This is a genomic window from Rhizobiaceae bacterium (assembly GCA_023953835.1).
Lineage (GTDB): Bacteria > Pseudomonadota > Alphaproteobacteria > Rhizobiales > Rhizobiaceae > Mesorhizobium_G.
Genome location: JAMLJB010000004.1, coordinates 26181 through 46185, shown reverse-complemented (window position 1 = coordinate 46185; position 20005 = coordinate 26181). Strand labels below are relative to the sequence as shown.

Annotated in this window: 19 protein-coding genes and 1 pseudogene; 4 read left to right on the top strand and 16 right to left on the bottom strand. The window is 62.7% G+C overall.

All coding sequences use genetic code 11. The features are described from left to right. Nucleotides 1-101: 101 nt before the first annotated feature. The 6 genes from M9924_21430 to istA all read right to left on the bottom strand — a co-directional run bounded on the left by M9924_21430 (nt 102) and on the right by istA (nt 6779). Nucleotides 102-1445, bottom strand: coding sequence for a sigma-54 dependent transcriptional regulator (locus M9924_21430; GenBank protein MCO5066932.1), 1344 nt, complete (start codon nt 1443-1445; stop codon nt 102-104). Then, nucleotides 1435-2889 (bottom strand): HAMP domain-containing histidine kinase, encoded by a 1455-nt coding sequence (locus M9924_21425; GenBank protein ID MCO5066931.1) that lies wholly within the window; start codon nt 2887-2889, stop codon nt 1435-1437. Before M9924_21425 ends, M9924_21430 begins: the two co-directional genes overlap by 11 nt. After that, on the bottom strand, nt 2886-3641 hold the full coding sequence (locus M9924_21420) for a PhnD/SsuA/transferrin family substrate-binding protein (protein MCO5066930.1): 756 nt from the start codon (nt 3639-3641) through the stop codon (nt 2886-2888). The genes M9924_21425 and M9924_21420 overlap by 4 nt, the downstream gene beginning before the upstream one ends. Then, nucleotides 3641-4423, bottom strand: a complete 783-nt coding sequence (locus M9924_21415) for an IS5 family transposase (GenBank protein MCO5066929.1) — start codon at nt 4421-4423, stop codon at nt 3641-3643. The genes M9924_21420 and M9924_21415 overlap by 1 nt, the downstream gene beginning before the upstream one ends. A 146-nt stretch (nt 4424-4569) precedes the next feature. Continuing rightward, nucleotides 4570-5328: an IS21-like element helper ATPase IstB gene (istB, locus tag M9924_21410; GenBank protein MCO5066928.1), complete on the bottom strand. Its 759-nt coding sequence runs from the start codon at nt 5326-5328 to the stop codon at nt 4570-4572. Further along, nucleotides 5325-6779 (bottom strand): IS21 family transposase, encoded by a 1455-nt coding sequence (gene istA / locus M9924_21405; protein MCO5066927.1) that lies wholly within the window; start codon nt 6777-6779, stop codon nt 5325-5327. Before istA ends, istB begins: the two co-directional genes overlap by 4 nt. A gap of 135 nt (nt 6780-6914) precedes the next feature. Between istA and M9924_21400 the strand changes: the two genes are divergently transcribed. Next, nucleotides 6915-7154: a hypothetical protein gene (locus tag M9924_21400; GenBank protein MCO5066926.1), complete on the top strand. Its 240-nt coding sequence runs from the start codon at nt 6915-6917 to the stop codon at nt 7152-7154. A gap of 413 nt (nt 7155-7567) precedes the next feature. Here the strand turns inward: M9924_21400 and M9924_21395 are convergent, their stop codons facing one another. Both M9924_21395 and M9924_21390 read right to left on the bottom strand, forming a co-directional pair. Then, entirely contained in the window at nt 7568-7717 is a 150-nt protein-coding gene (locus tag M9924_21395; protein MCO5066925.1) for a hypothetical protein, read from the bottom strand. 121 nt (nt 7718-7838) lie between these two features. Continuing rightward, nucleotides 7839-8789 carry a DUF1403 family protein gene (locus tag M9924_21390; protein MCO5066924.1) on the bottom strand — a complete coding sequence of 317 codons (951 nt, stop codon included), beginning with the start codon at nt 8787-8789 and terminating at the stop codon, nt 7839-7841. A gap of 639 nt (nt 8790-9428) precedes the next feature. Here M9924_21390 and M9924_21385 point away from each other — a divergent pair. Beyond that, a complete protein-coding gene (locus M9924_21385) occupies nt 9429-10352 on the top strand; it encodes a recombinase family protein (protein MCO5066923.1) in 924 nt (307 codons plus the stop codon). Here M9924_21385 and M9924_21380 read toward each other — a convergent pair. Genes M9924_21380 through M9924_21370 form a run of 3 tightly spaced genes read right to left on the bottom strand, consistent with a single transcriptional unit; the run spans nt 10291 to nt 13775 of the window. Continuing rightward, nucleotides 10291-11301, bottom strand: coding sequence for a TniQ family protein (locus M9924_21380; GenBank protein ID MCO5066922.1), 1011 nt, complete (start codon nt 11299-11301; stop codon nt 10291-10293). The two genes, M9924_21385 and M9924_21380, sit on opposite strands and share 62 nt — an antisense overlap. A gap of 3 nt (nt 11302-11304) precedes the next feature. Further along, nucleotides 11305-12180: a TniB family NTP-binding protein gene (locus tag M9924_21375; GenBank protein ID MCO5066921.1), complete on the bottom strand. Its 876-nt coding sequence runs from the start codon at nt 12178-12180 to the stop codon at nt 11305-11307. Continuing rightward, nucleotides 12177-13775, bottom strand: a complete 1599-nt coding sequence (locus tag M9924_21370; protein ID MCO5066920.1) for a DDE-type integrase/transposase/recombinase — start codon at nt 13773-13775, stop codon at nt 12177-12179. Before M9924_21370 ends, M9924_21375 begins: the two co-directional genes overlap by 4 nt. Before the next feature lie 216 nt (nt 13776-13991). Here M9924_21370 and M9924_21365 point away from each other — a divergent pair, with 216 nt between their 5' ends. Further along, nucleotides 13992-15038: a tyrosine-type recombinase/integrase gene (locus tag M9924_21365; GenBank protein MCO5066919.1), complete on the top strand. Its 1047-nt coding sequence runs from the start codon at nt 13992-13994 to the stop codon at nt 15036-15038. Nucleotides 15039-15063: 25 nt separating this feature from the next. On the opposite strand, the gene M9924_21360 is transcribed toward M9924_21365, so the two are convergent. Both M9924_21360 and M9924_21355 read right to left on the bottom strand, forming a co-directional pair. After that, a complete protein-coding gene (locus tag M9924_21360) occupies nt 15064-15411 on the bottom strand; it encodes a type II toxin-antitoxin system MqsA family antitoxin (GenBank protein MCO5066918.1) in 348 nt (115 codons plus the stop codon). Beyond that, nucleotides 15408-15746 carry a type II toxin-antitoxin system RelE/ParE family toxin gene (locus M9924_21355; GenBank protein ID MCO5066917.1) on the bottom strand — a complete coding sequence of 113 codons (339 nt, stop codon included), beginning with the start codon at nt 15744-15746 and terminating at the stop codon, nt 15408-15410. The genes M9924_21360 and M9924_21355 overlap by 4 nt, the downstream gene beginning before the upstream one ends. A gap of 69 nt (nt 15747-15815) precedes the next feature. Here M9924_21355 and M9924_21350 point away from each other — a divergent pair. Beyond that, nucleotides 15816-16033, top strand: a pseudogene (locus M9924_21350) (recombinase family protein). 11 nt (nt 16034-16044) lie between these two features. Here M9924_21350 and M9924_21345 read toward each other — a convergent pair. The 3 genes from M9924_21345 to repA all read right to left on the bottom strand — a co-directional run bounded on the left by M9924_21345 (nt 16045) and on the right by repA (nt 19764). After that, nucleotides 16045-17382, bottom strand: coding sequence for a replication initiation protein RepC (locus M9924_21345; protein ID MCO5066916.1), 1338 nt, complete (start codon nt 17380-17382; stop codon nt 16045-16047). Nucleotides 17383-17539: 157 nt separating this feature from the next. Beyond that, nucleotides 17540-18562 (bottom strand): plasmid partitioning protein RepB, encoded by a 1023-nt coding sequence (repB, locus tag M9924_21340; protein MCO5066915.1) that lies wholly within the window; start codon nt 18560-18562, stop codon nt 17540-17542. Further along, nucleotides 18562-19764, bottom strand: a complete 1203-nt coding sequence (gene repA, locus M9924_21335) for a plasmid partitioning protein RepA (GenBank protein MCO5066914.1) — start codon at nt 19762-19764, stop codon at nt 18562-18564. Before repA ends, repB begins: the two co-directional genes overlap by 1 nt. Nucleotides 19765-20005 lie beyond the last annotated feature (241 nt).

Below are 20005 nucleotides of genomic sequence, written 5' to 3'. Positions count from 1 at the left end.
CCAGATGCGGGGATCGCGAAAAGCGCAGGGATTTTCAGATCGCGAGACGCAAGAGCAGTGAAGGCCGTTCGGATTCCCGAACTTACTGCGGCGCCGAAGGTTCAGAGTTCCGAACGTTCCTTGCCGACCAGTCCCATGCGATTCATCTTTTCCCAGAGCGTCGTTCGCGAGATGGCGAGCAAGGCAGCCGCCTTACCGATCTGGCCCCCTGTCTGGTTCAGTGCCCGCTCGATCTGACGCCGCTCGGCCGCGTCGCGCACCTCTGCCAGGGGTGTGAAACCGTCCGCGAAGGGCATCGCAGCTTTGTCCGAGAACAAGTCTCCCGGCAGGATCCATTCGCTGTTGGTGATTGCGACCGCACGCTCCACCCGGTTCCTGAGCTCGCGCGCGTTGCCAGGCCAGTCGTGTGCGAGCGCCGCGTCTTCTGCCAGCGCGCTGAAACCGCGAACCGCCGAGTCCATCCGGCTTATCGCATTGTTCAGAAACCGCTCCATGAGCCAGGAGATGTCCTGCGGGCGCTGCCGGAGTGGTGGAATTTCGACCGGCAACACCGCAAGCCGGAAGTAGAGGTCCTGGCGGAAGCCCGACGCCGACGCCTCCTTGGCAAAATCGCGATGGGTCGCGGCGACGATGCGAGCACGGAACGGTATCGCTGCTTCGCCGCCGATCCGATGAAAGCTGCCGTCCTCGATCAAGCGCAACAGCTTCGCCTGCAGCGGGAACGGCATGTCGCCGATCTCGTCCAGGAAAAGCGTTCCAGTTCCCGCGCGCTCCGCGTAGCCGAGATGGCGCGTTTGGGCGCTGGTGAAGGCGCCTTTCTCATGACCGAAGATCTCGCTCTCCATGAGCTCGGCGGGAATCGCCGCGCAGTTGACGGCCATGAAAGGAGCCGACGCACGCGGCGAGATCTGGTGCAGCAGCCTGGCCGCCACCTCCTTGCCCGAACCGGTCTCGCCGGTGATGAGCACAGGCATGTCATGCCGGGCAAAGCGGTGAAGCAGGTCTTCCGCGTGACGGATGGCCGGCGACTCACCCAGGTAGTAGGTCGATGGTCTATCGCCGGCTGCAGCACTGCGCCGACCTGCCGCGATGCGGGTCAGGAATTCCTCCATCGCGAATGGTTTTGTCAGGAAATCGGCGGCGCCCAAGCGCATCAAGCGCACGGCCTGGTCGATCTCGCCATAGGCGGTAACGAACATGAATGGTGGCGTGCCCGGGTGCTTGGCGAGTTCGCCGAAGACGACTTCTCCGGACATGTCCGGCAAGCGTATGTCGCAGACGACCAGATCGATCGCATCCGGCCCGGTCGAGATCGCGTCAATGCCCTCCCGGCCCGATTGCCACCAGTCCACGACCATGCCTTCCAGTTCCAGACGCTGAACGATCGAGCCGCCCATGACGGGATCGTCCTCAATTAGGCCGATATGGGTTCGGTCACGCGGCATTGGCCTGCTCCCTCAATACAAACGGCAGCGACAGGACTACGACCGCTCCGACAGCCGGCGTCGAGGATACGGATATACGGCCGCCGAGTTCGTCGACCGTGCGCCGTACCACCCAGAGGCCCAATCCCCTCCCGGTCCGCATCGCCGGACCCGGATCTCCGCCGGTGAGAATTCCGGCTATCGCCGGCGGAATGCCCGGCCCTTCGTCGCGGATTTCGATGTTCAGCTCGCCGTCGGAAGCGGCAGCATCCAGGCCGATCGCACCGCCCTCGGGCGTCGCCGCGCTTGCATTGAGCAGCAGGTTGAGCAAAGCCTGCCGGACCGGGCCGCCGTTGATGGCGGCGACCCGGCCCGCTCTCCAGTCGACCGTCCAGCCGAGCCGCTGCCGCTTGCGCCGGAGTTCCGGCGCAATGAGCAGGCGGACATCCTCAAGATCGGCCGCGGTCAGCGGCCGCGCCGATCGCTCCGGACGATAGGTGGCGAGAGCCGCGGCCACCACGTCACGAATGCCATGCAGGCCGCGCTCGATCAGCGCGATCGAGGTCTCGCGCACGCCAGGCGTGCTGCCGTGTGTCTTCAGCGTGTCGATGGCGTTGAATAGACCCCCGAGCGGATTGTTGATCTCGTGCGCCATGCCAGAGGCCAAACGCCCCAAGCTGGCAAGCTTTTCTTCTTCCGCCAATTGCATGGCGAGATCGGCATTGTCGCACTGCGCCTTAACAAGTGCATTGTAGCCGTTGAAGAGATTGGCGACCTCTTTGTCCCCCGTCGGTATCTGGTTTACCGCAATTGGCTCGGCCGGGCCTTCTGCGGCCGCACGCATATGATTTTCCAACAGGCCCATGGGCGCCGTAATCCGGCGAACGAGCCAGAAGCCGCCGAATGCGAACAAGGCGGCGAGGCTTCCATTGGTGACAAGCAGCGTGAGCAGGATTTCCCGCCGCTCGTCGAACAGATGCGAGACGTCGAAGCGGGCATAGATGGTGCCGACCTTCTGCCCTTGGTACGCGAGATCCCGTCGCGTCGAGCCTATCATCGTCTTGCTGTCGATGGCGACTTTGCGTTCCGTAAATCGCGCCGTGTAATCGTCTGCAAGACGAGAATAGGTGGCGATCCGCTTCGGGTCGCTTGCGGCAAGGACCCTTCCGTCGATGCCGGCAACAACTGTTTCGACGGGGGCCAGGGACCGGTAGGCGGACGAGGACCGGTCGAGCGCGTCGAAGATTTCCCAGACATCGCCCCGCATGACCGCAGGTATGATCGCTGCCGAAAGACCGTCCAGGTAAGTCTCGGCAAGACCGTTCAGAGATTCGCGTTGGCTGGTCGAAAGGCGGTCGAGAACCCGCTCCGAGATCGCGGCGCTGATGATTATCATCAGCAGAACCACCAGCACCGGCACCCGATAAGAAATCGGCATGGAGCCCCAGTTTCGCAACAGGTTCATCCCAACCGCCTCACAATATCCATCTTGGCGGCGATCGTGTCGAAGAGCCGGGGCTGGGTCACGACGAAGCCGTCAAGGCGCAAGAGGTCGAGCACTTTCTTGCCCTCCGGCTCGTCCGCCATGCTCGTCAATGCCTCCTGAAACACCGCCAACCGCGGTTCTCCCGCCAACACTCTGGGCGAGGCGACAGGCGGGAACCCAAGCCACTCAGAACGGCGAAGGACGCGCGTCTGCCCGACCAGGGCCGGCTCCGTCTCCCGCATGACTTCCCAGACATACCCGTCGACGCTGCCAGATTGCGCCAAGCCGGCAGCAACGGCGCGCACGACGTTTCGATGTCCATAGGTAAAGAAGTGGTGCGAGAAGAAGCGGTCGGGCGTCAGCCGGTTTTCGGCAAGCAGAGCCGTCGTCACCAGATAGCCGGAATTGGAGTCGGGATCGGAAAAGGCGTGGACATCGCCGCGCAGTTCCTTCCAGTCGCCGACTTTCCGGCTTGCGGGGACGATGATGTAGGACTGATAGAGCGGCTTGCCATGCCAGGACGGTGTCGCGACCAGATCAAGTTCGCTCTCGAATTGCACATAGGGGTACCCGCAGATCCACGCCGAATGCAATTGCCCCGATACCAGCAGAGCGGTGATCTCCTGGTAAGTCCGGCGCGTGACCAATTCCACAGGGCCGTCAAGGCGCTTTTCGAGATAGTTCTTCAGGTGATCGAGGAGCTCAAGGTCGTTAAGAGGGCGTTTGGAAATTAACCTTGAGCGAGCCGGTTGAGCATGAGGCGGGCTGCTGCGATGTCGATCATCGTCTCTGACGTCTGTACACGGTACTCATAGTCCTTGCTAAGCCGACGATTGCGACCGAGCCAGGCGAAGCTGCGCTCGACGATCCAAGTCAAGCCCGTGATCTTGAAGGCGCGCTGACGACGCTTGACGATCTGCAGCCGCCAACCTTGCTGTTCTGCCAGCGCGCGGGAGAGTTTCTTGCTCTCATGACCCGCGTCGGCGATGATGGTGGTGATCGCCGGAAAGAGCGCGCGCAATCCGTTTGTCAGCAAGGCACCGGCGCGCCGATCCGAAACATCGGCAGCTTCGACGCGGTTGGCGATCGGCAGGCCGAGCGTGTCGACCAGAATGTGACGCTTTCTGCCCTTCACCCGCTTGAAGGCGTCAAAACCGCGGGTTCCGCCGACCTCGGTGGTCTTGACCGACTGTCCATCCATGATCACGACGGTCGGACATTCCGCGCGACCGGCCCGAAGTCGGGTAAGCCGGTAGAGTTCACGTTGCAGACAAACCCAGATGCCGGTTCGCTGCCATGACCGAAAGTACCAGTAGACCGTGTTCCAGGCAGGGAAATCTCTCGGCAGTTGGCGCCATTGGCAGCCGGTACGCAGCAGATAGAAGATCGCGTCCAGGACGGCACGAAGACTGATCCGTCGTCGTCGGCCGCGCCGGCTCGCTTTCGGCAGTAGCGGCTCAACAATCGACCATTGTTCATCCGTCACGTTCGATACGTACTGGCTACCGCCCATCCCTTGCCTCCGTTCAACGGACGGCAAGGAACACCGCAATCCTTAATTTCCAAACGCCCTCTTAGCGGTGCAAGCGGGGAACGTCGGGAGGGCGTAGCCCGACCAGAGTTTCCCGCTTGCAGCGTCGGCCATTTTTGAGAGGGGTTTCAGCCGGCCTTTCGGGCACGGCTTTGGGCGAGGCGATAGCTTTCGCCGTTCATCTCGAGGATATTGACGTGGTGGGTGACGCGATCGAGCAGCGCGCCCGTCAGACGTTCTGATCCCAGCGTTTCGGTCCATTCGTCAAAGGGAAGATTGCTGGTGATCAGGGTTGCGCCGCGCTCGTAGCGTTGCGAGATCAGCTCGAACAGCAATTCCGCGCCGGTCTTGGAGAGCGGCACGAAGCCCAGTTCGTCGATGACGAGGAGCTTGTAGCCGGCCATCTGCTTCTGGAAGCGTAACAATCGCCGCTCGTCGCGTGCCTCCATCATCTCGCTGACCAGCGCGGCTGCTGTCGTGAAGCCGACGGACAGGCCCTTCTGACAGGCGGCCAGGCCGAGGCCGAGGGCGACATGGGTCTTGCCCGTGCCGCTGGGACCGAGCGCGATGACGTTCTCGCGCCGCTCGATCCATTCGCAGCGTGCCAGTTCCAGCACCTGCATCCTGTTGAGCTTCGGGATAGCGGCGAAGTCGAAACTGTCGAGGCTTTTGACGACAGGGAATCTGGCCGCCTTGATGCGGCGTTCGACCTTGCGGCGATCCCGCTCGATCATCTCCCTTTCGGCGAGCCGAGCAAGATATCCGGTATGATCCACGCCCTCGGTGGCGCAGTGCCGGGCCAGCTTCTGATACTCGCGCAGGAAGGTCGGCAGCTTGAGGGTCTTGAGGTAATGGGAGAGCAGGATTTCGGGGGCTTCGGCGCTCATGCCGCTTCTCCCGCATTCGTCGACAGAAGACGCATGTAGGCCTTCGCCGAGGTCGTCTCGACGTTCGCCTTCGGCAGGTAGGGGTAGATGGACAGATCCAGTCTCGGTGGCCGGCGCTCCACCCGGCACAGGAGAAGATGCTTGACGGCGTCGAAGCCGACCGCACCGAGATGCAGGGCCTGCTTCACCGCCGCATGCAGATCGGCGAGTTCGAAGCTTTCCAGCAGGCGCAGCACCTGCACATACTCGCGCCGGCCGTGCTTGTTCATCCTCGCCTCCATCAGGCGGCGCAGCGTGGCGAACTCCCCGGGAAGGTCCCAACCCTGCAAGGGCGCTGCCTGATCCAGTGAATTGATCTTCTGCTCGATCAGCGGCAGGTAGTGCAGCGGATCGAAGACGACGTCTTCCCGCTCCCAGCTGCGGGAATGGCGAGCGATGATATCGCCGCGGCAGCCGATCACCACCTCGTCGACATAGCCCCGGACCCAGACGTCCTGATGGCCGAAGGCGACCGGCACCGAATAGTCGTTGGTCTTGTAGCGCACCAGCGACTGCGCCGTCACTTTGGCGCTGGCCTGGTCGCAGGCATCGAAGGGCGAAGCCGGCAATGAATGCATGGCAGCAAGATCGCGCTGCAGCCGTTCCCCGATCGTCTCGTTCTCGCCGCGCAGTCTGTCATGCTGACGCTTGCGGCATTGCTCTTCCAGCCAGACGTTGAACTCATCCCATGTCGCAAACTGCGGGATCGGCACCATGAAGTTGCGCCGCGCATAGCCGACGAGGCCCTCGACGCTTCCCTTGTCATTGCCCTTGCCGGGACGGCCGTAACGGTCCCGGATCAGGTAATGAGACAGGAAGCCGCTGAACAGCACCGCGCGCTTGCGCGTGCCGTCGGGCAGGATCTTCGCCACCAGGCAGCGGTCGTTGTCGTAGACGATCGACTGCGGCACCGCGCCGAAGAAGGCGAACGCATGGATGTGGCCATCGACCCAGGCCTCCGACACCGCCGCCGGATAGGCACGAACATAGCAGGCGTCGCTATGTGGCAGGTCGAGCACGAAGAAGCGCGCCTTCCGTTCTATGCCGCCGATCACCACCATCGCCTCGCCGAAGTCGGCCTGCGCGTGGCCTGGCGGATGCGCCAGCGGCACGAACACCTCCTGGCGACGCTGTTCCCGTTCACGCATGTAGTCCTTGATGATCGTGTAGCCGCCGGTGAACCCGCATTCGTCTCGTAGCCGGTCAAACACCCGCTTGGCCGTATGGCGTTGCTTGCGCGGCACTTGTCTGTCCTCGTCCAGCCAGCGATCGATGGTCGAAACGAACGCGTCGAGCTTCGGCCGCCGGACCGGTGACCGCCGACGGTAGCCCGGAGGGGTCGAATACGACAGCATCTTGGCTACGCTGTCGCGCGATATGTTGAAATGCTTCGCCGCCTGACGCCGGCTCATCCCTTCCGAGCAGGCCAGACGGACCTTCAGATACAATTCCACGGTGTAGATCCCTAACCCTCCTGCGCTCGTTGCAGAAGGACAATAGGTGGCCGGCTTTTACGCCGCCCGAAGCGGGACTATCCCGCCGCTACCGTGGCCGATTTTTGCACCGCCGCTTATATCTATTGCGAGAATCTTCACCCACTCGACCAGTTCCGCGCCTTCAAGACCCTGCGCGACCAGGGGATAGATATCACGGAAATCGCCGCCCACTTCTTCGTCACACCCCTCTATGTCAAGCAGCGCCTCAAGCTTGCGATCGTCTCGCCAAAGCTGCTCGAAATCTATGAGCTGGGAGCATATCAATCTGACCGGCATCTACACTTGGGATAGCCAGCAGCATCTGCCGGAAGGCTTCCGGTTGCTCAGACTTCCGGCTCGGCTACGTCACGCTGCATGACATTCATGCTCTGTTCGAACTTAGCGTGTCGCTGGGAACAGTTCTTGTTCCGCCCCCTGGTTGAAATCGAACGATCAGATCGCAGGGCCGGAGGGAATGATTGCGACAGATACAACTTCTAGGGTTGCCGTCGTCTGGCAACCTATTTGCGATCACTCGGGAGCCATGCGCTGGGTAGCGAGCAGAGCTTCCTCAGGGTAGGCGCTGGAATTGTCGGCGCCTTGTTTTCGGCGCCGACATTTGTTTGCCAGTAGGTCGCCCGGAAAGAAGAGGCAGACGCGGAACGATACGATCTGGTCGACATCGTGACGCTGCTGTGCGGCGTCACGATCTTTGCCATAACACGCTACCGCTCCATTTCGTGCTGGACATGTTCCTCGGCTTCCTCGGCGGAAAAACCGGGCACGATGTCTCCAGCCAGCAGCTTTTCCTTGGACAGCAGCCCGGCGTCCTCGATCGCCTCGAAGTCGGGCAGGTCACGCAGCGTGTCATCCATTCGCGCCAGCGCATCTCCGGCGGCAAATGATCCAGCTCCCGGTCAAACAACTGGTCAGTTGGTCGGTCATCACCGCCCTGCCCTGCCCGTCGTCGCCTTGCCGCGCTTTCCGCCATCACGGTCACAACCCGTATAGCCGAAACGTCGGCCGACCGGACAGTTCGCGCACGGCGTCAAACATCTGCAGCCGCCCGAACAGGCGGCGCGCGCCCCAGCGCGTCAGTTTTTCCGTTTGCAGCGTGCCCGGCACGGCATCCTGGCTGAGCAGCAACTGCACCACCGCACCGGCCCCCTTGGCGCGCAGTTTCGGCCTGATCGCCAAAAGCCGCGCCGCGCGCGGCGCAAGTGTGCCGGCTACCCGGCAGGCGTCGGCCGCCGCCAGCGCCAGCGCCACGCAGACCGCCCGGTCAAATTTTTCTTCCCCCGGGCGGATTCTACCGCGGCTGTCGGCATTGCGGAACGCTGACCCGCGCGCCTGGGTGATCAGCAGCGGCACGGCGAACGGCCAGCGCAGCCGCGCCGCGATGACACAATCGGCCAGCCACCAGCCGAGCAGGTTTGCGTCGGGGCGCAGCCGCTCCACCTCGGCTAGAATCGCGGCGGCAAGCCGTGGCGCCGGCCGGCCGGAACAGACAAGATCATCGAAGAAGTCCGGCAGCGCCAAAAATTCGTCGCCCCGGCGCAAGCCGAGCCGACCGGTGACCGCGGCCAAAATTTCGGCATCGAGGTGCGGCGAACGGTCCGCCAAATGGCGCCAGGCGGCAAAAAAATGGCCGGCCGGGCCCGGATCGGCGCCGACGGCGCGCAGACACCAGGCATCGCGGATTTGTCTCTCATCCTCCGTACGCCCGGAAAGAGACGCAGCCGACGCCGCGCAGGTGAGGGCGAGCCGCTGGCACCAGGCGCCGGCCCAGACTGGCGCGCCGCGCACCAGAGCGTCGAGCGAATTCAGGGCCGCACCGGCCAAAAACCCCGCCTCGCTGTCGCTGTCGATCGGCCCGCGCGACATCGCCCAGCCGGGGACGGACGGCGGTTTTTGGCGGTCGGGCGAGGTCGAATCGGACAGAAGCATCGCCGATAACGGTAACGCATCGGTGCCCTTTATGCCATTATTATAGGAAAAAACCGCACAGCCTGTCTTGCGTGACAAAAGAATGATAATGTTGCATTATCAGTCGTTCTGTGATCGACATCGGAAATGGCCCGAAACGTCGATCAAAACCCCGAAAAACGCTGTCAGCTGACCGGAATTCGTGAGATTCGGCGCCTTTTTGAATCGGTTTTCGTGAGACTACGTGCACAGTGCCGAACTGGCCTCCTATTAAGCCATTGATTTCACGCTCATATTGATGTTGACCGCGTGCCATCCGAGTTTGTCACGTAGTCTCACGATTTCCGACTCGGATGCAGATAGTCTCACGAATTCCGTTCCACCCGGCGGGCAGAACGCCAGCAATTCCGAGCATCCGAAGTGCCTGGGGAGGACCCTTTAGCCCCCTGCCCACGCTAAACTGCCCAATTTGCTCGGTTTCAGCCATAAACGGCCCAGGAGGCGCCTTGGGGCGTTTTCGGCTCCCTCGGGGCATCCGGAGCCCGTAAAACCGCTCTGCGGCCGTTTATGAGGCTCGATAAAACACGTCTGCAACTGGCCAGTTGATCATAGCCGTCGATACTGTACAAACGGCCGTGAAACATCCCTCGAAAGCCCGCCATGGCAAAGGCCCCCTCCCCTCCCCCGCGACCGCGCCGCCTCATCGGCTATGCACGGGTCTCGATGGAGGACCAGGTTACCGATGCACAGGCCGACGAACTCAGGCAAGCCGGTTGCGCCGTCATCCACCACGAACAGGGTTCCGGCGCGTCGCGCTCGCGGCCGGTGCTGGCGAAGCTGATGCGCGAGATCCACGCCGGCGATGTTCTGGTCGTGGTCAGGCTCGACCGGCTTGCCCGATCGGTCAGCCATCTTCTCGAGGTGATCGAGACGCTCGAAAAGCGCGGCGCGCATTTCCGCTCGCTGCGCGATCCGATCGACACTTCGACGCCGCAGGGCATGTTCTCGCTGCAAGTTCTCGGCGCGGTCGCCCAGCTGGAGCGCGCGCTGATCGCCGAGCGCACGAAGGCCGGAATCGCCGCCGCCAAGGCGCGCGGCCGGCTGCCCGGCAACCCTGGGCTGCGCGAGCGGAGGCCGGAAAGCATCCGCGCCATCGCGGCGGCCCGCGACAGCGCCTATGTCGGCGACCTCATCGCCTCGGCACAGAACTGGCTGCCGGTCGTGCGACGGCTGCGTCCCCAGCACAACTGGGACGATGTCGTGCGGGTCCTGAACCACAAGGGGCAGAGCTGGACGGTGGAACGCCTTCGCCGCTCGGTCTATCGCCTGGTGCGCGAAGGCCTGGCGGAGCCTGAGCTTGTCCAGCGCGCGCCGCGGCGGCAGCCGGAGGACCGGTTGATGACGCTCGTGGCCGGCATTGCCATCGCAGACCCTGATCTCAGCCTGCGGGCGATAGCCGCGCAGCTCGAGGCGATGCGCGAACGGGCGCCACGCGGCGGCTGGCGATGGGCGGCCTCGTCGGTCAAGCATCTGCTCGATCGCGCCAGGCGTCTCGGCCTGAAGGTGCACGAACCCGACGGGTGAAGCAGGCATTCTTCGCCGTTCCCCTGCCCTCTCCTCTCGTCGTCGTGCGGCGGGCGCCGCGAGCGACAGCGTTACGGATCCCGGTCGGCCAACGGTCAATCAGCCCCAACACTTTCTTTCGGCCGAACTCATCGGTGGTCTCCAGGATGTGGGCGACTGCGGTGGCCGGATTCTTCAAAAGCCGAGCAAGGCCGATTGCGATGGCGTAACGCTCCGCGAAGGGCGCATCGCGCAAGCCTGGCAGAGCACGCGGCAGAAGCTGGTTGTAGACCGGGACGGCGCTGTTGAATTCGGGCACGAGAATGCCGAGCACCGGCCGGGGACACGGTCGCGAAAGCTCCATCGCATGGGCCTGCTGGTCGGAGCGCGCCAACCTGGCCAGTTCCCATGGCGCCGGCGGCGACGGCTTGCGATGCGGCGCGAGCAACAGGGAGATCGCGGCGTCGACGGGCACGACGGCGGTTTCGCCGCCTTTGGCCCAGTTGGACAGGATCGCGGCGCCGCGGCAAGCTGATCCGACATCGCTCAACACACTAGCGCCCCTTGTATCCGGGCTTTGCAGTGGCTGACGGTGCCGATCGCAATAGAAGCTGAAGGCGAAAGACCACGTTCGCAACCTTGGCGGTCGCTGCATGCCGCGCGAGCAGATCGGGCAGATCTCACGAGCGTCGGGCCGAAGCAGGCTGCGACAACGCGACGATGCATTATGGAAGGTCATGCCGAACAGGCGTTCAACCGAAGAATTCGTCGCGGCAGCGATGCGTTCCATATCGGTCTGCACGGGATCGATCTCGAGTTGCAGCGCAGGCCGGGACCATCCAACATGGGCTCGCAGATCATCGAGCGAAACCAGATAGACGTCGGCGATCCGCTCCAGCCAGGAACTCAGCCGTTCGTCCCGAAAGGGCGGCGGCACGACCGGCAGCGGCGCCCTCCCCTCCCCCGCCATGAGTCAGGCCGCGAAGGTCGTCGGCGCGGTGACGCGGTGATCGAGGATCGCGGCCGACGTGATCCGTTCTTTGCCGTTGAGGATGGCGTCTGTCGCCAGACCCCTGACCATCTTGAAGATCGCGTCGGTGATCCCGCCATTAGCCTCGACGAGACGCTTGAGGGCGCTGTCCGTCAGCTCCGACGGCAAGCGCAACGGCAGCGAGTACAGAAGACCGCCGATCAGCCCGTGGAAGTCGGCATCGGGCCGCCACGGCGCCAAGCCGTAGGGTTCGAAGCGGCTGTTGAGATGGGCATCGCCCCGGATTGCATCGCGTGCCTCGTGCGAACCGAGGCAGATCAGCGGAATCCGCAGCTCATTGCCGAGGAAGCGCAACAGATTGAGCATCCTGCGCTGCTCGCGATAGGTACCGGCGATCAGATTCTGGACCTCGTCGATGACAAGCATGCGCGGCGCGATCTCCTGGAGCAGCCGCAGTGCCTGTGTCTCGAGTTGCCCGAGCGTCGCGCGGGTCGGCGGCGGTGCGCCGATCACGGAAAGCAGGCGATGATAGAAACGTCCCTCGTCTGGGGAAGCGACCATCTGCACGACGATGACCGGCCGATGATGGATCCCGCTGCTCTCATCGAAGCTGGGCGGATTGGCGCGCACGAACTTCTCGATGATCATCGTCTTGCCCATCCCGGAAGCGCCGAAGATCAACAGATTGGGCATGCGGGCACGCTTGGGAAACAGAAGCAGTTCCTCGAGCTTGTCGAGCGCATGGCGGGCACGCGGATAGTCGATCCAGCGGTCGACCCGAATATGTTCGACACGCTCGCGGTCGGGCAGATCGGCATGGCCCTGAACGGCGGGATCGAGGTGCGGATAGGCCGTCATTCCCAAACCTCCACCGGGAAATGCGGCAAGGCGATCACCGGCTCGTCGGCCGGTGCGCTTGCCGGAAGCGCCGGCCTTGGTTGCAGATGGGCGCGGCGAGCCCGTAGCCTGCGGGTTTGCGTGGTTTCCCGCGTTGCCTGGTCCACCAGGGCGCGCTGTGCGGCGATCGTCTGGAAGATCGTCTCCTCATCGATCTCGCGGCGGCCGCGAGCCCGCTGTACGCGCAGCGCCGCCTTCTGCTCCCATAGCGTGATCGCCGGGCGCCCGGGATTGCGCGTCGGCGCCATCAGATAGTTCTCGCCAAGCTTGACGAAGACCTGATGCAGGTCCCGCGGATCGTATTTGACGAGCACCTTGTCGTCGCACCGGCCAATCCAGCGCGCAAAGCCGTCCGACCAGTAGCAGATGTTGTTGAGATGAATGCCGGTCCGCCGCAGCACGCGCGGCTCGAACGGCAGGAAATCGATCAGGAAGGCGAGCGGATCGCGCACGTGCCGCGGAGGACGCGCGCCTATCGCCTCGTTCCAGGCCGCGACCGGCGGCCGACCAATGCCGCGGTGCAGGTCGGAATGGTAGGCGATGATTTCCAGCGCCAGCCAGGCTTCGAGCTCGCGCATGGTCATCACGGCGCGCGCCTCGGGATCGTAGTCGCCCCGGTCCAGCACGTTGGAGAAGTGCGTGCCGGGCAGCAGGTGCACCGCGCCCATCATCGTGCCGATCAGGCGTTCGATGTGCCCGCCGAACCGTGGCGTCCCCGGCGGGCGGTAGGAGATAGCGATGTTGTGGTCGTCGCAGCCGCGCTTGAAGGCGCGAGAGTGGAATTCGGCGCCGTTGTCGACGTGAATGCATTCGGGTAGGCCGCTCGTCGGCCATTCCACCGATATCCCGCGATCTTCCAGCCAGCGCGTCTTGTCGATGATCGCATGCGTCAGGCAGAGCGCTACCGATGTCACGGACGGCGCCTCCAGGGACAGGTAGAAGCCCAGAACCATCCGGGTACAGACGTCGATGGCGATGGTCAGGATAGGACGGCCGATCGGCTGCCTTTCGATCGGATCGACAACCGTCACGTCGACCTTCGTATGATCGATCTGGACGATCTGCAGCGGATGCTGCACCGAAAGCTCGCCTGGGAGCGCCAGAAATTGCGCTTCGGCCCGTGCTTTGCCCTCACGACGGCGCTTCAGTGCCTCGACATCGAGCGTGCGCAGGTAGGCCTTGAGCCGCCGGATCGACGGCGGCGGCAACTGTTCTGCCCGGCAATCGGATGAGATCCGCTTCCAAAGCCGCGTCAGCGTCGGCCTTTCCGGCATCGCGTAGAACGTCGTGATGTTGTGATCGACGATCGTCTTCAGAGCAGGATCAAAGGCATCGATGCCGCCGTGCCGCCCCGACTTCCGGTGAAGAAGCGCTGCAGCGCGCTCCTCTGTTCGATACCGCTTCAGCCAGCGGAACAGCGTCGCACGGCTGACCGCGAGGTTCGCCATGGCATCGGCCACTTCGCCCGCAGTGGGTCGCAGCGGCAACCGCCGCAGAACGTCCGCATGCCGAAGCACGTCCTGCCATTCTTGTTCGTTGAGCTGGTCACGTCGCATGCCCTTCACGCGCTTGGTGTATCAAGGTAGTCTCACCATATCTGAATCGCGTGACAGTTCAGTCTCAACGAAACCGACTCGGTCTCACGAAATCTGAATCGGCTAACGCTTTGAAAATAAATGACGACCAGTCTCACGAAAAACGGTCAACTGACACCCACCAAAATCGATCTCCCGGCCGAGAATTCGCGCAGCGGCGACGCTCTTGGGGGCGAAATGCCCGACGTCGTCGATCTCGTCATGGCAATGGGCGCCGCGCCGCCGACGCCGCGTGTCCCGGCGCGCCTCGAAGCCCTCATCGAGACCGCGACGGCCTACGCCAAGGCCGCCAGCTCCGAGAATACCCGCAGCGCCTACGCCAAGGATTTTTCCCACTATTCCTCCTGGTGCCGGCGCAACGGCTTCGATCCCCTGCCGCCGGATCCGAAGCTGATCGGCCTCTATATCAGCGCCTGTGCCGCCGGTGGTGCCAAGCTCGGCGCCCCTGCCCTTTCGGTTGCGACCATCGAGCGCCGGCTTTCCGGCCTTTCCTGGAATTTTACCCAGCGCGGTTTTGTCCTCGACCGGGCCGATCGCCACATCGCCACCGTGCTCGCCGGCATCCGCCGCAAGCACGCAAAACCGCCGCGTGTGAAGGAAGCCGTTTTGGGCGACGACCTCGTCGCCATGCTGGCCACGCTTGGCCACGATCTCAGGGGGCTGCGCGATCGCGCCATCCTGCTGCTCGGCTTCGCCGGCGGCCTGCGCCGCTCCGAGATCGTCGGCCTCGACATCGAGCGCGACGACCACAGCGACGGCTGCGGCTGGATCGAGTTTTTCCCCGGCAAGGGCGTGCTGGTCACATTGCGGGGAAAAACCGGCTGGCGCGAGGTCGAAGTCGGCCGCGGCTCCAGTGACGACACCTGCCCCGTCGCCGCGCTCGAAACCTGGATCAAGTACGGCCGCATCGTGCGCGGCCCGCTGTTCCGCCGCATTTTTAAGGACAACAAGACCGTCGACGTCGAGCGGCTTTCCGACAAGCACGTCGCCCGCCTGGTCAAGCAGACCGTGCTCGCCGCCGGCGTCCGCGCCGATCTGCCGGATGCGGAGCGCGTGCTGCTGTTCGCCGGCCATTCGCTGCGCTCGGGCCTCGCCTCCTCCGCCGACATCGAGGAGCGCTACGTGCAAAAGCAGCTCGGCCACGCCTCGGCCGAGATGACCCGCAAATACCAGCGCCGACGCGACCGGTTCCGGACCAACCTGACCAAGGCGTCCGGACTGTAGAAAAGCCCCCTCCCCTGCCCTGCCGTCAGTGCGCGGGAGCCTGGTTAGTCGGGGCAGCGTCGCCATCTTTCAACGTGAGAGCACGCAGCACGGCCTCGGGCTCTCGGTCCATGACACGAAGCAGCGTGCGGGCAGCGCCGCTTGGCTGCCGCTTGCCCTGTTCCCATTTCTTGTAGCCGGAAGGGCTGGTTCCCAGCACAGTCGCCATCTCGTCCTGTGTCAGATCGAGCTTCTTGCGGATTGCCTTCGCGTCCACCGCGCCGACATCGACGGTGTGGATCTTGATGCCCGGAACGTCCTTGCCCTGCGCGTGCGCCAGAGCCTCGGACATGGACTGAATCAGGTCGGCGCCGAACTTTGTCATCTCGCTCATGTCCTGCTCCTGTTCGCTGCCTTGATCGCCTTGGCAAATGCCACGACCGCCTTCGCCTCTTCCGGTTTCAGATCGACCTTCTCGTTCTTGCCATAGGCCAACAGCGCATAGATCGGTGCGTCATCGCTGTACCAGTAGTAGATGACCCTCGCACCGCCGCGTTTGCCCTTGCCTTTCGCGCCGAACCGCATCTTGCGCACGCCACCGGTGCCTGGAATCTCGTCACCCACCTGCGGATTGGCCGCGAGAAAGTCGATCAGCTCCTTGCGTTCATCGTCGCTGAACAGCTCCGCCGCCTGCTTGATGAACAATGGTGTCTCGGCGACGGTCTGCATGCGTTTCCTATAACCCAATGGGTCATATATGCGTTGCTGCTGGGCAGAGTCAATGCCAGATTTCCGCGCCAGTTGCCGGAAGAACGGCTGATGACGCTGGTCGCCGGGATTCACATCTCCAATTCGGATCTGACGTCGCGCGAGATCGCGGGCAGCTCGAGCGCCTGCACGAACGGACGCCGCGCGGCGGCTCGAAGTGGTCCCTCTCCTCGGTGAAGAGCCTGATTGACCGAGCCCGTCGTACCGGGATGATCGGCGCCGAGAGCACGGCCGCGACAGGTGTCTGAACTGGGCATCGTCACCAGCCCTTCTTCTTCATGCTATCGCGCAGCGCGTTGCTGATTGGGAGCGGGTGGTCGGGCGGGGCGGCATTGGCCCCCGGCCCGACCACCGGCGCCGACGAACCTGATGCGACCGCCTTTTCCAACGCCTCCATCCGGGCATTCAGCAGCGCGGTGATCATCGGCCAGACCGAGAATTTCTGCGCCCGTGCCCGCTCCGTCAAATCGCGCAGATAGCCGCCGCGGCTGCGGATATGCTCGGCCCGTTGCAGGATCGCCGCCAGCACGATTGCGGCGGTCTGTTGGCCCATCACCTCGACCGCTTCCTGCCAGGCGCTTGGGCTTACCCCCATGCTCGGCCGCGCCCGGTCGGCAGCACCGCCGAGATCGCGCCAACTGCGGATTTGTCCGCCCTCGGCGTAAGGCACAATGTCCGGGCAGGCGCTCAGCACCATCCCCAGGGGCAAATCCCGTCTTGGCAGGCTGCGTACGTTGTCGGTATGCTCGGCGGTGCCGCTCGCTTCTTCTTTTTCTCCTAAGCCGTATTCAGTTTCACCGGTAGGATGAAAGTCTGAGTTTGAATTTTGTATGTGGCGTTCAGAATGGGACTCATTGGCGTTCGATTCTTCTGATTTAACGAATGATTCCAACGTCTGATGGACGTCCGCCCAAAGGTCTTCCAACTCGTCGGCGATCACCTCGAGGACCTGTCGTGGCGCCGTGCGCGGAAGCCGGGCGACAATCGTCTCGTAGCACCGCTGGAAGCCACGCCAGTTGCCTGGCACGCTCTCATTGATGCCAGCCTCGATCATCTTGACGACGTCACGCCGGCAAATCGTCAGCCGCTCCTTGACCAGACGAAGCGCCTTACGCTCGGCCGCGACGGCTTCAGCCAACTCACGGAACTCCTCGGCCCGAGCCACGATCGGCGACAGATCGAAGCCGTAGGCTTGCTCGATCTCGCCGCCCCGCCCTTTGCGGGCAAACCGCTTGCCGTTCGGGCTGTCCCGCCGGATGATGAGGCCAGAGGTCACGAGATTGGCCAGATGACGCCTCAGCGTCGTCGGGGACACGCCGTTGGCGCGCCGGATCAGTTGCTCGTTCGACGGGAAAACGATCAGGTTGGCCTCTCCCGTCAGCTCTTCCTCGCGATGGAAAGTCAGCAAGGCGTTGAGAATGGCCAAGGCGCGATCGGTTGCGCCCAGGGCTTCCTTGGCTTCACGGATGTCGCGAAACACCTGCCACTTCGAGACTTTGGCGCCCTGCTCTATGTTCTTCGCGGCGGCTTGGCTTGAAATCAGGCCAAGCGTCATCGGCCGCCGCCCAAAGGGCGTCGTTGCGGTATGCGTGTGCATTTCTTCCTTCGCCTTCTAATCAGGCAAAAGAAACCTGCTCGCCGAATCGACGCCTAGGACTCTTGACAGTGATTCGCGGAAATGAGATTCTCAAGTTGCTAGACGTTGAGAAGGGCTTCCGCGAGAGATCGTTCGGGGGCCTTTTTCTTTTGCGGTTTCAGTTCTCCTGCTTCGACTTCCTGAACGCCTCGTAGAGGCTGTCCAGATTGCCTGTAATCCAGTCCGCGAAAGGCTTCGCGTCGGTTTTCGTTATCTCGATCGCGACGCCTTTTGGGCGCGGTTTGGCGACGACGCTAACTGATTTGTCCTTAGGAGCCCAGGATTTGGCTGCGGCGGCCTTCTGCCAGGGTTTTACGGCAGGTTTATCCAGATGGCGGGTCAACAATTCCAATCGGCTGTCGCTGTCGGCAGCTTTGAAATCGTCCGACCTGAGCATCTCCTCACCGGACTTTGCTGCGCCGTCTTCCCTGAACTTGAGAGCCAACTTGTACCAACGGTCACGGCCGCTGTTTCGGGCGGCTCCGATGGCAGACACCACGTCGGCCGGGATGTCGTTGAGGACAGACAGCATCTTGGAGACGACGGTTTTGTCGACCGACAACGCTTGCATGATCACATCGCGATCGTAGCCCTGACCTTCGAGGCTGCCTGCAAACACGGCCTTCTCGATAAAGGAGAGGTCGGCTCGAGCAGAATTTTCCTGCCCCTGGGCAATCACGTGATCGCGGTCTTCCATCTCACGGACAACCGCCCTCACCTTCCGGCCTAGTGTCTTGGCAACCCGATGCCGCCTGTGGCCGAAAACGATCATGTATCGGCCATCGAGCCCAGGATGCGGCCTCACAAGGATTGGAGACGCCTGCCCGTGCTCCTTGATCGCCTCGAGAAGCTCGTTGAATGCAGCCTCGTCGTCGCCCATGCGGTCCGCGACAAAGGAAGCGTCGACAACAGACGGGTCGAGTTCGATGACGACAGCGCCTTCCAGGAGCCGCGCCTCGATTTCGTTTGCCTGTTGCGCCCGTTCGGCGAGTTCGTCGATGGAACGGGTGATCGCGCCAAAAGCCCCGCGGTTACGGATTCTGTCCTGTGCTGGAGAGGCCGCAACTGGCTGAGCAGGCGAAGAGTTGACCGCAGTCAACTTTCGCTCGGTGAGAGACGACAACAGGTTCTTTCTGGACATCAGCGTCGACCCCACGACTTGTGGATGAGATCGGTGATCTCACCGTTGACCCGATGCAGCGCTTCCATGGCCCGGTCATAAGTCGACCGCGTAAATTGCGAACGCTCGACTTCGTAGAGCGTCTGCTTCGTGATTCCGGCATCCGAGATGGCCGTCGATTTCAGCATCTCGTTGACCAGGACGTGGTGCTTGAAGATGGCGCGCATGAAAGCGACCATCTGGCTCTGCGGGCCGTCTGTCGGCTCGTAGCGGGTAACGAGATAACGCAGCCAGTCGAGACGCATGTTGGCCCCTGCCCGCTTCAGCGTGCCCATTACCTCTCCCATCATCAACAGGAACTGGCACATCGACATCACGTCGAGCATTTGCGGGTGAACGGTGATGAGAACCCCGGTCGACGACGAGATCGCGGTCATCGTGAGATAACCAAGTTGCGGCGGGCAGTCGATGACGATGACATCGTAGTTATCAGCCACATCAGCCAGCGCGTCATCCAGCCGGCCAAAGAAAATACGGCCCATGGAGCCGTCATTGCGCGATAGCGCCAGAGGGGTATCGTACTCGTACTCCTGCAGCTCGAGATTGGCAGGGACGATGTCCAGCCCGGGGAAATTCGTTTTCTTCACCAAAGCCGAGAGCGGCTTGCGGTCGTCGTCGTAGCGCAATGCCTCGTAAAGGGATTCATTCTCGTCGACTTCGGGTTGAAAGCCATGCAAGGCCGACAGCGACGCCTGCGGGTCGAGATCGATTGCTAAAACTCGGTGTCCGGTAAGCGCTAGATGCTGAGCGAGGTGAGCGGAGGTCGTGGTTTTAGCCGACCCGCCTTTGAAATTGACGACCGCCAGAATCTGAAGGTGCTCCGAACCCTTGCGGTGCGGCACGTAGCTGGTCCCGCGACCGTGCTTGTCGAGGAAGTGACGCATCTCCACGATCTGGTCGGCCGTGTACGAACGGCGGCCGGACGGCGTGACGGAGGGCAGGGGGCCTTTGCCCTCAAGAGATAGATTCTTGAGATGGCCGCTGGTTACCCCGATATACTGAGCGACCTCGGAAAGCTGAAAAGGGCGGAGGCCTTTCTGGGCGTTCGGCGGAAACATCTCGAGTCTATGCTCGTGCAGCATTTCCGACAATTCGCTTGCTTGCTGTGATACAAGCACATCGACTTCTTCGATCGCGTCAGCGATTTGGGTCTGCATATTCATCGGTTTTTTTCGCACATGCGCTTTGAACCCTATTCGCTTCAAGAAATCGCATTTAGAACCGATTCTACTGATCCGGCAACAAATTTAATCTTAACAGAAAGTTAACGGCAGCAAGCGGTGCCAGTTGACTGCAGTCAACTCTGTGCGAAAAAGGGGCGTTCTGACTCACGTGAAGCACCTTCTGGATGCAAGGCACCTGCAAAGGAGCCCTGTAGTGTCATTTGGGGAGAAGAACTTCACC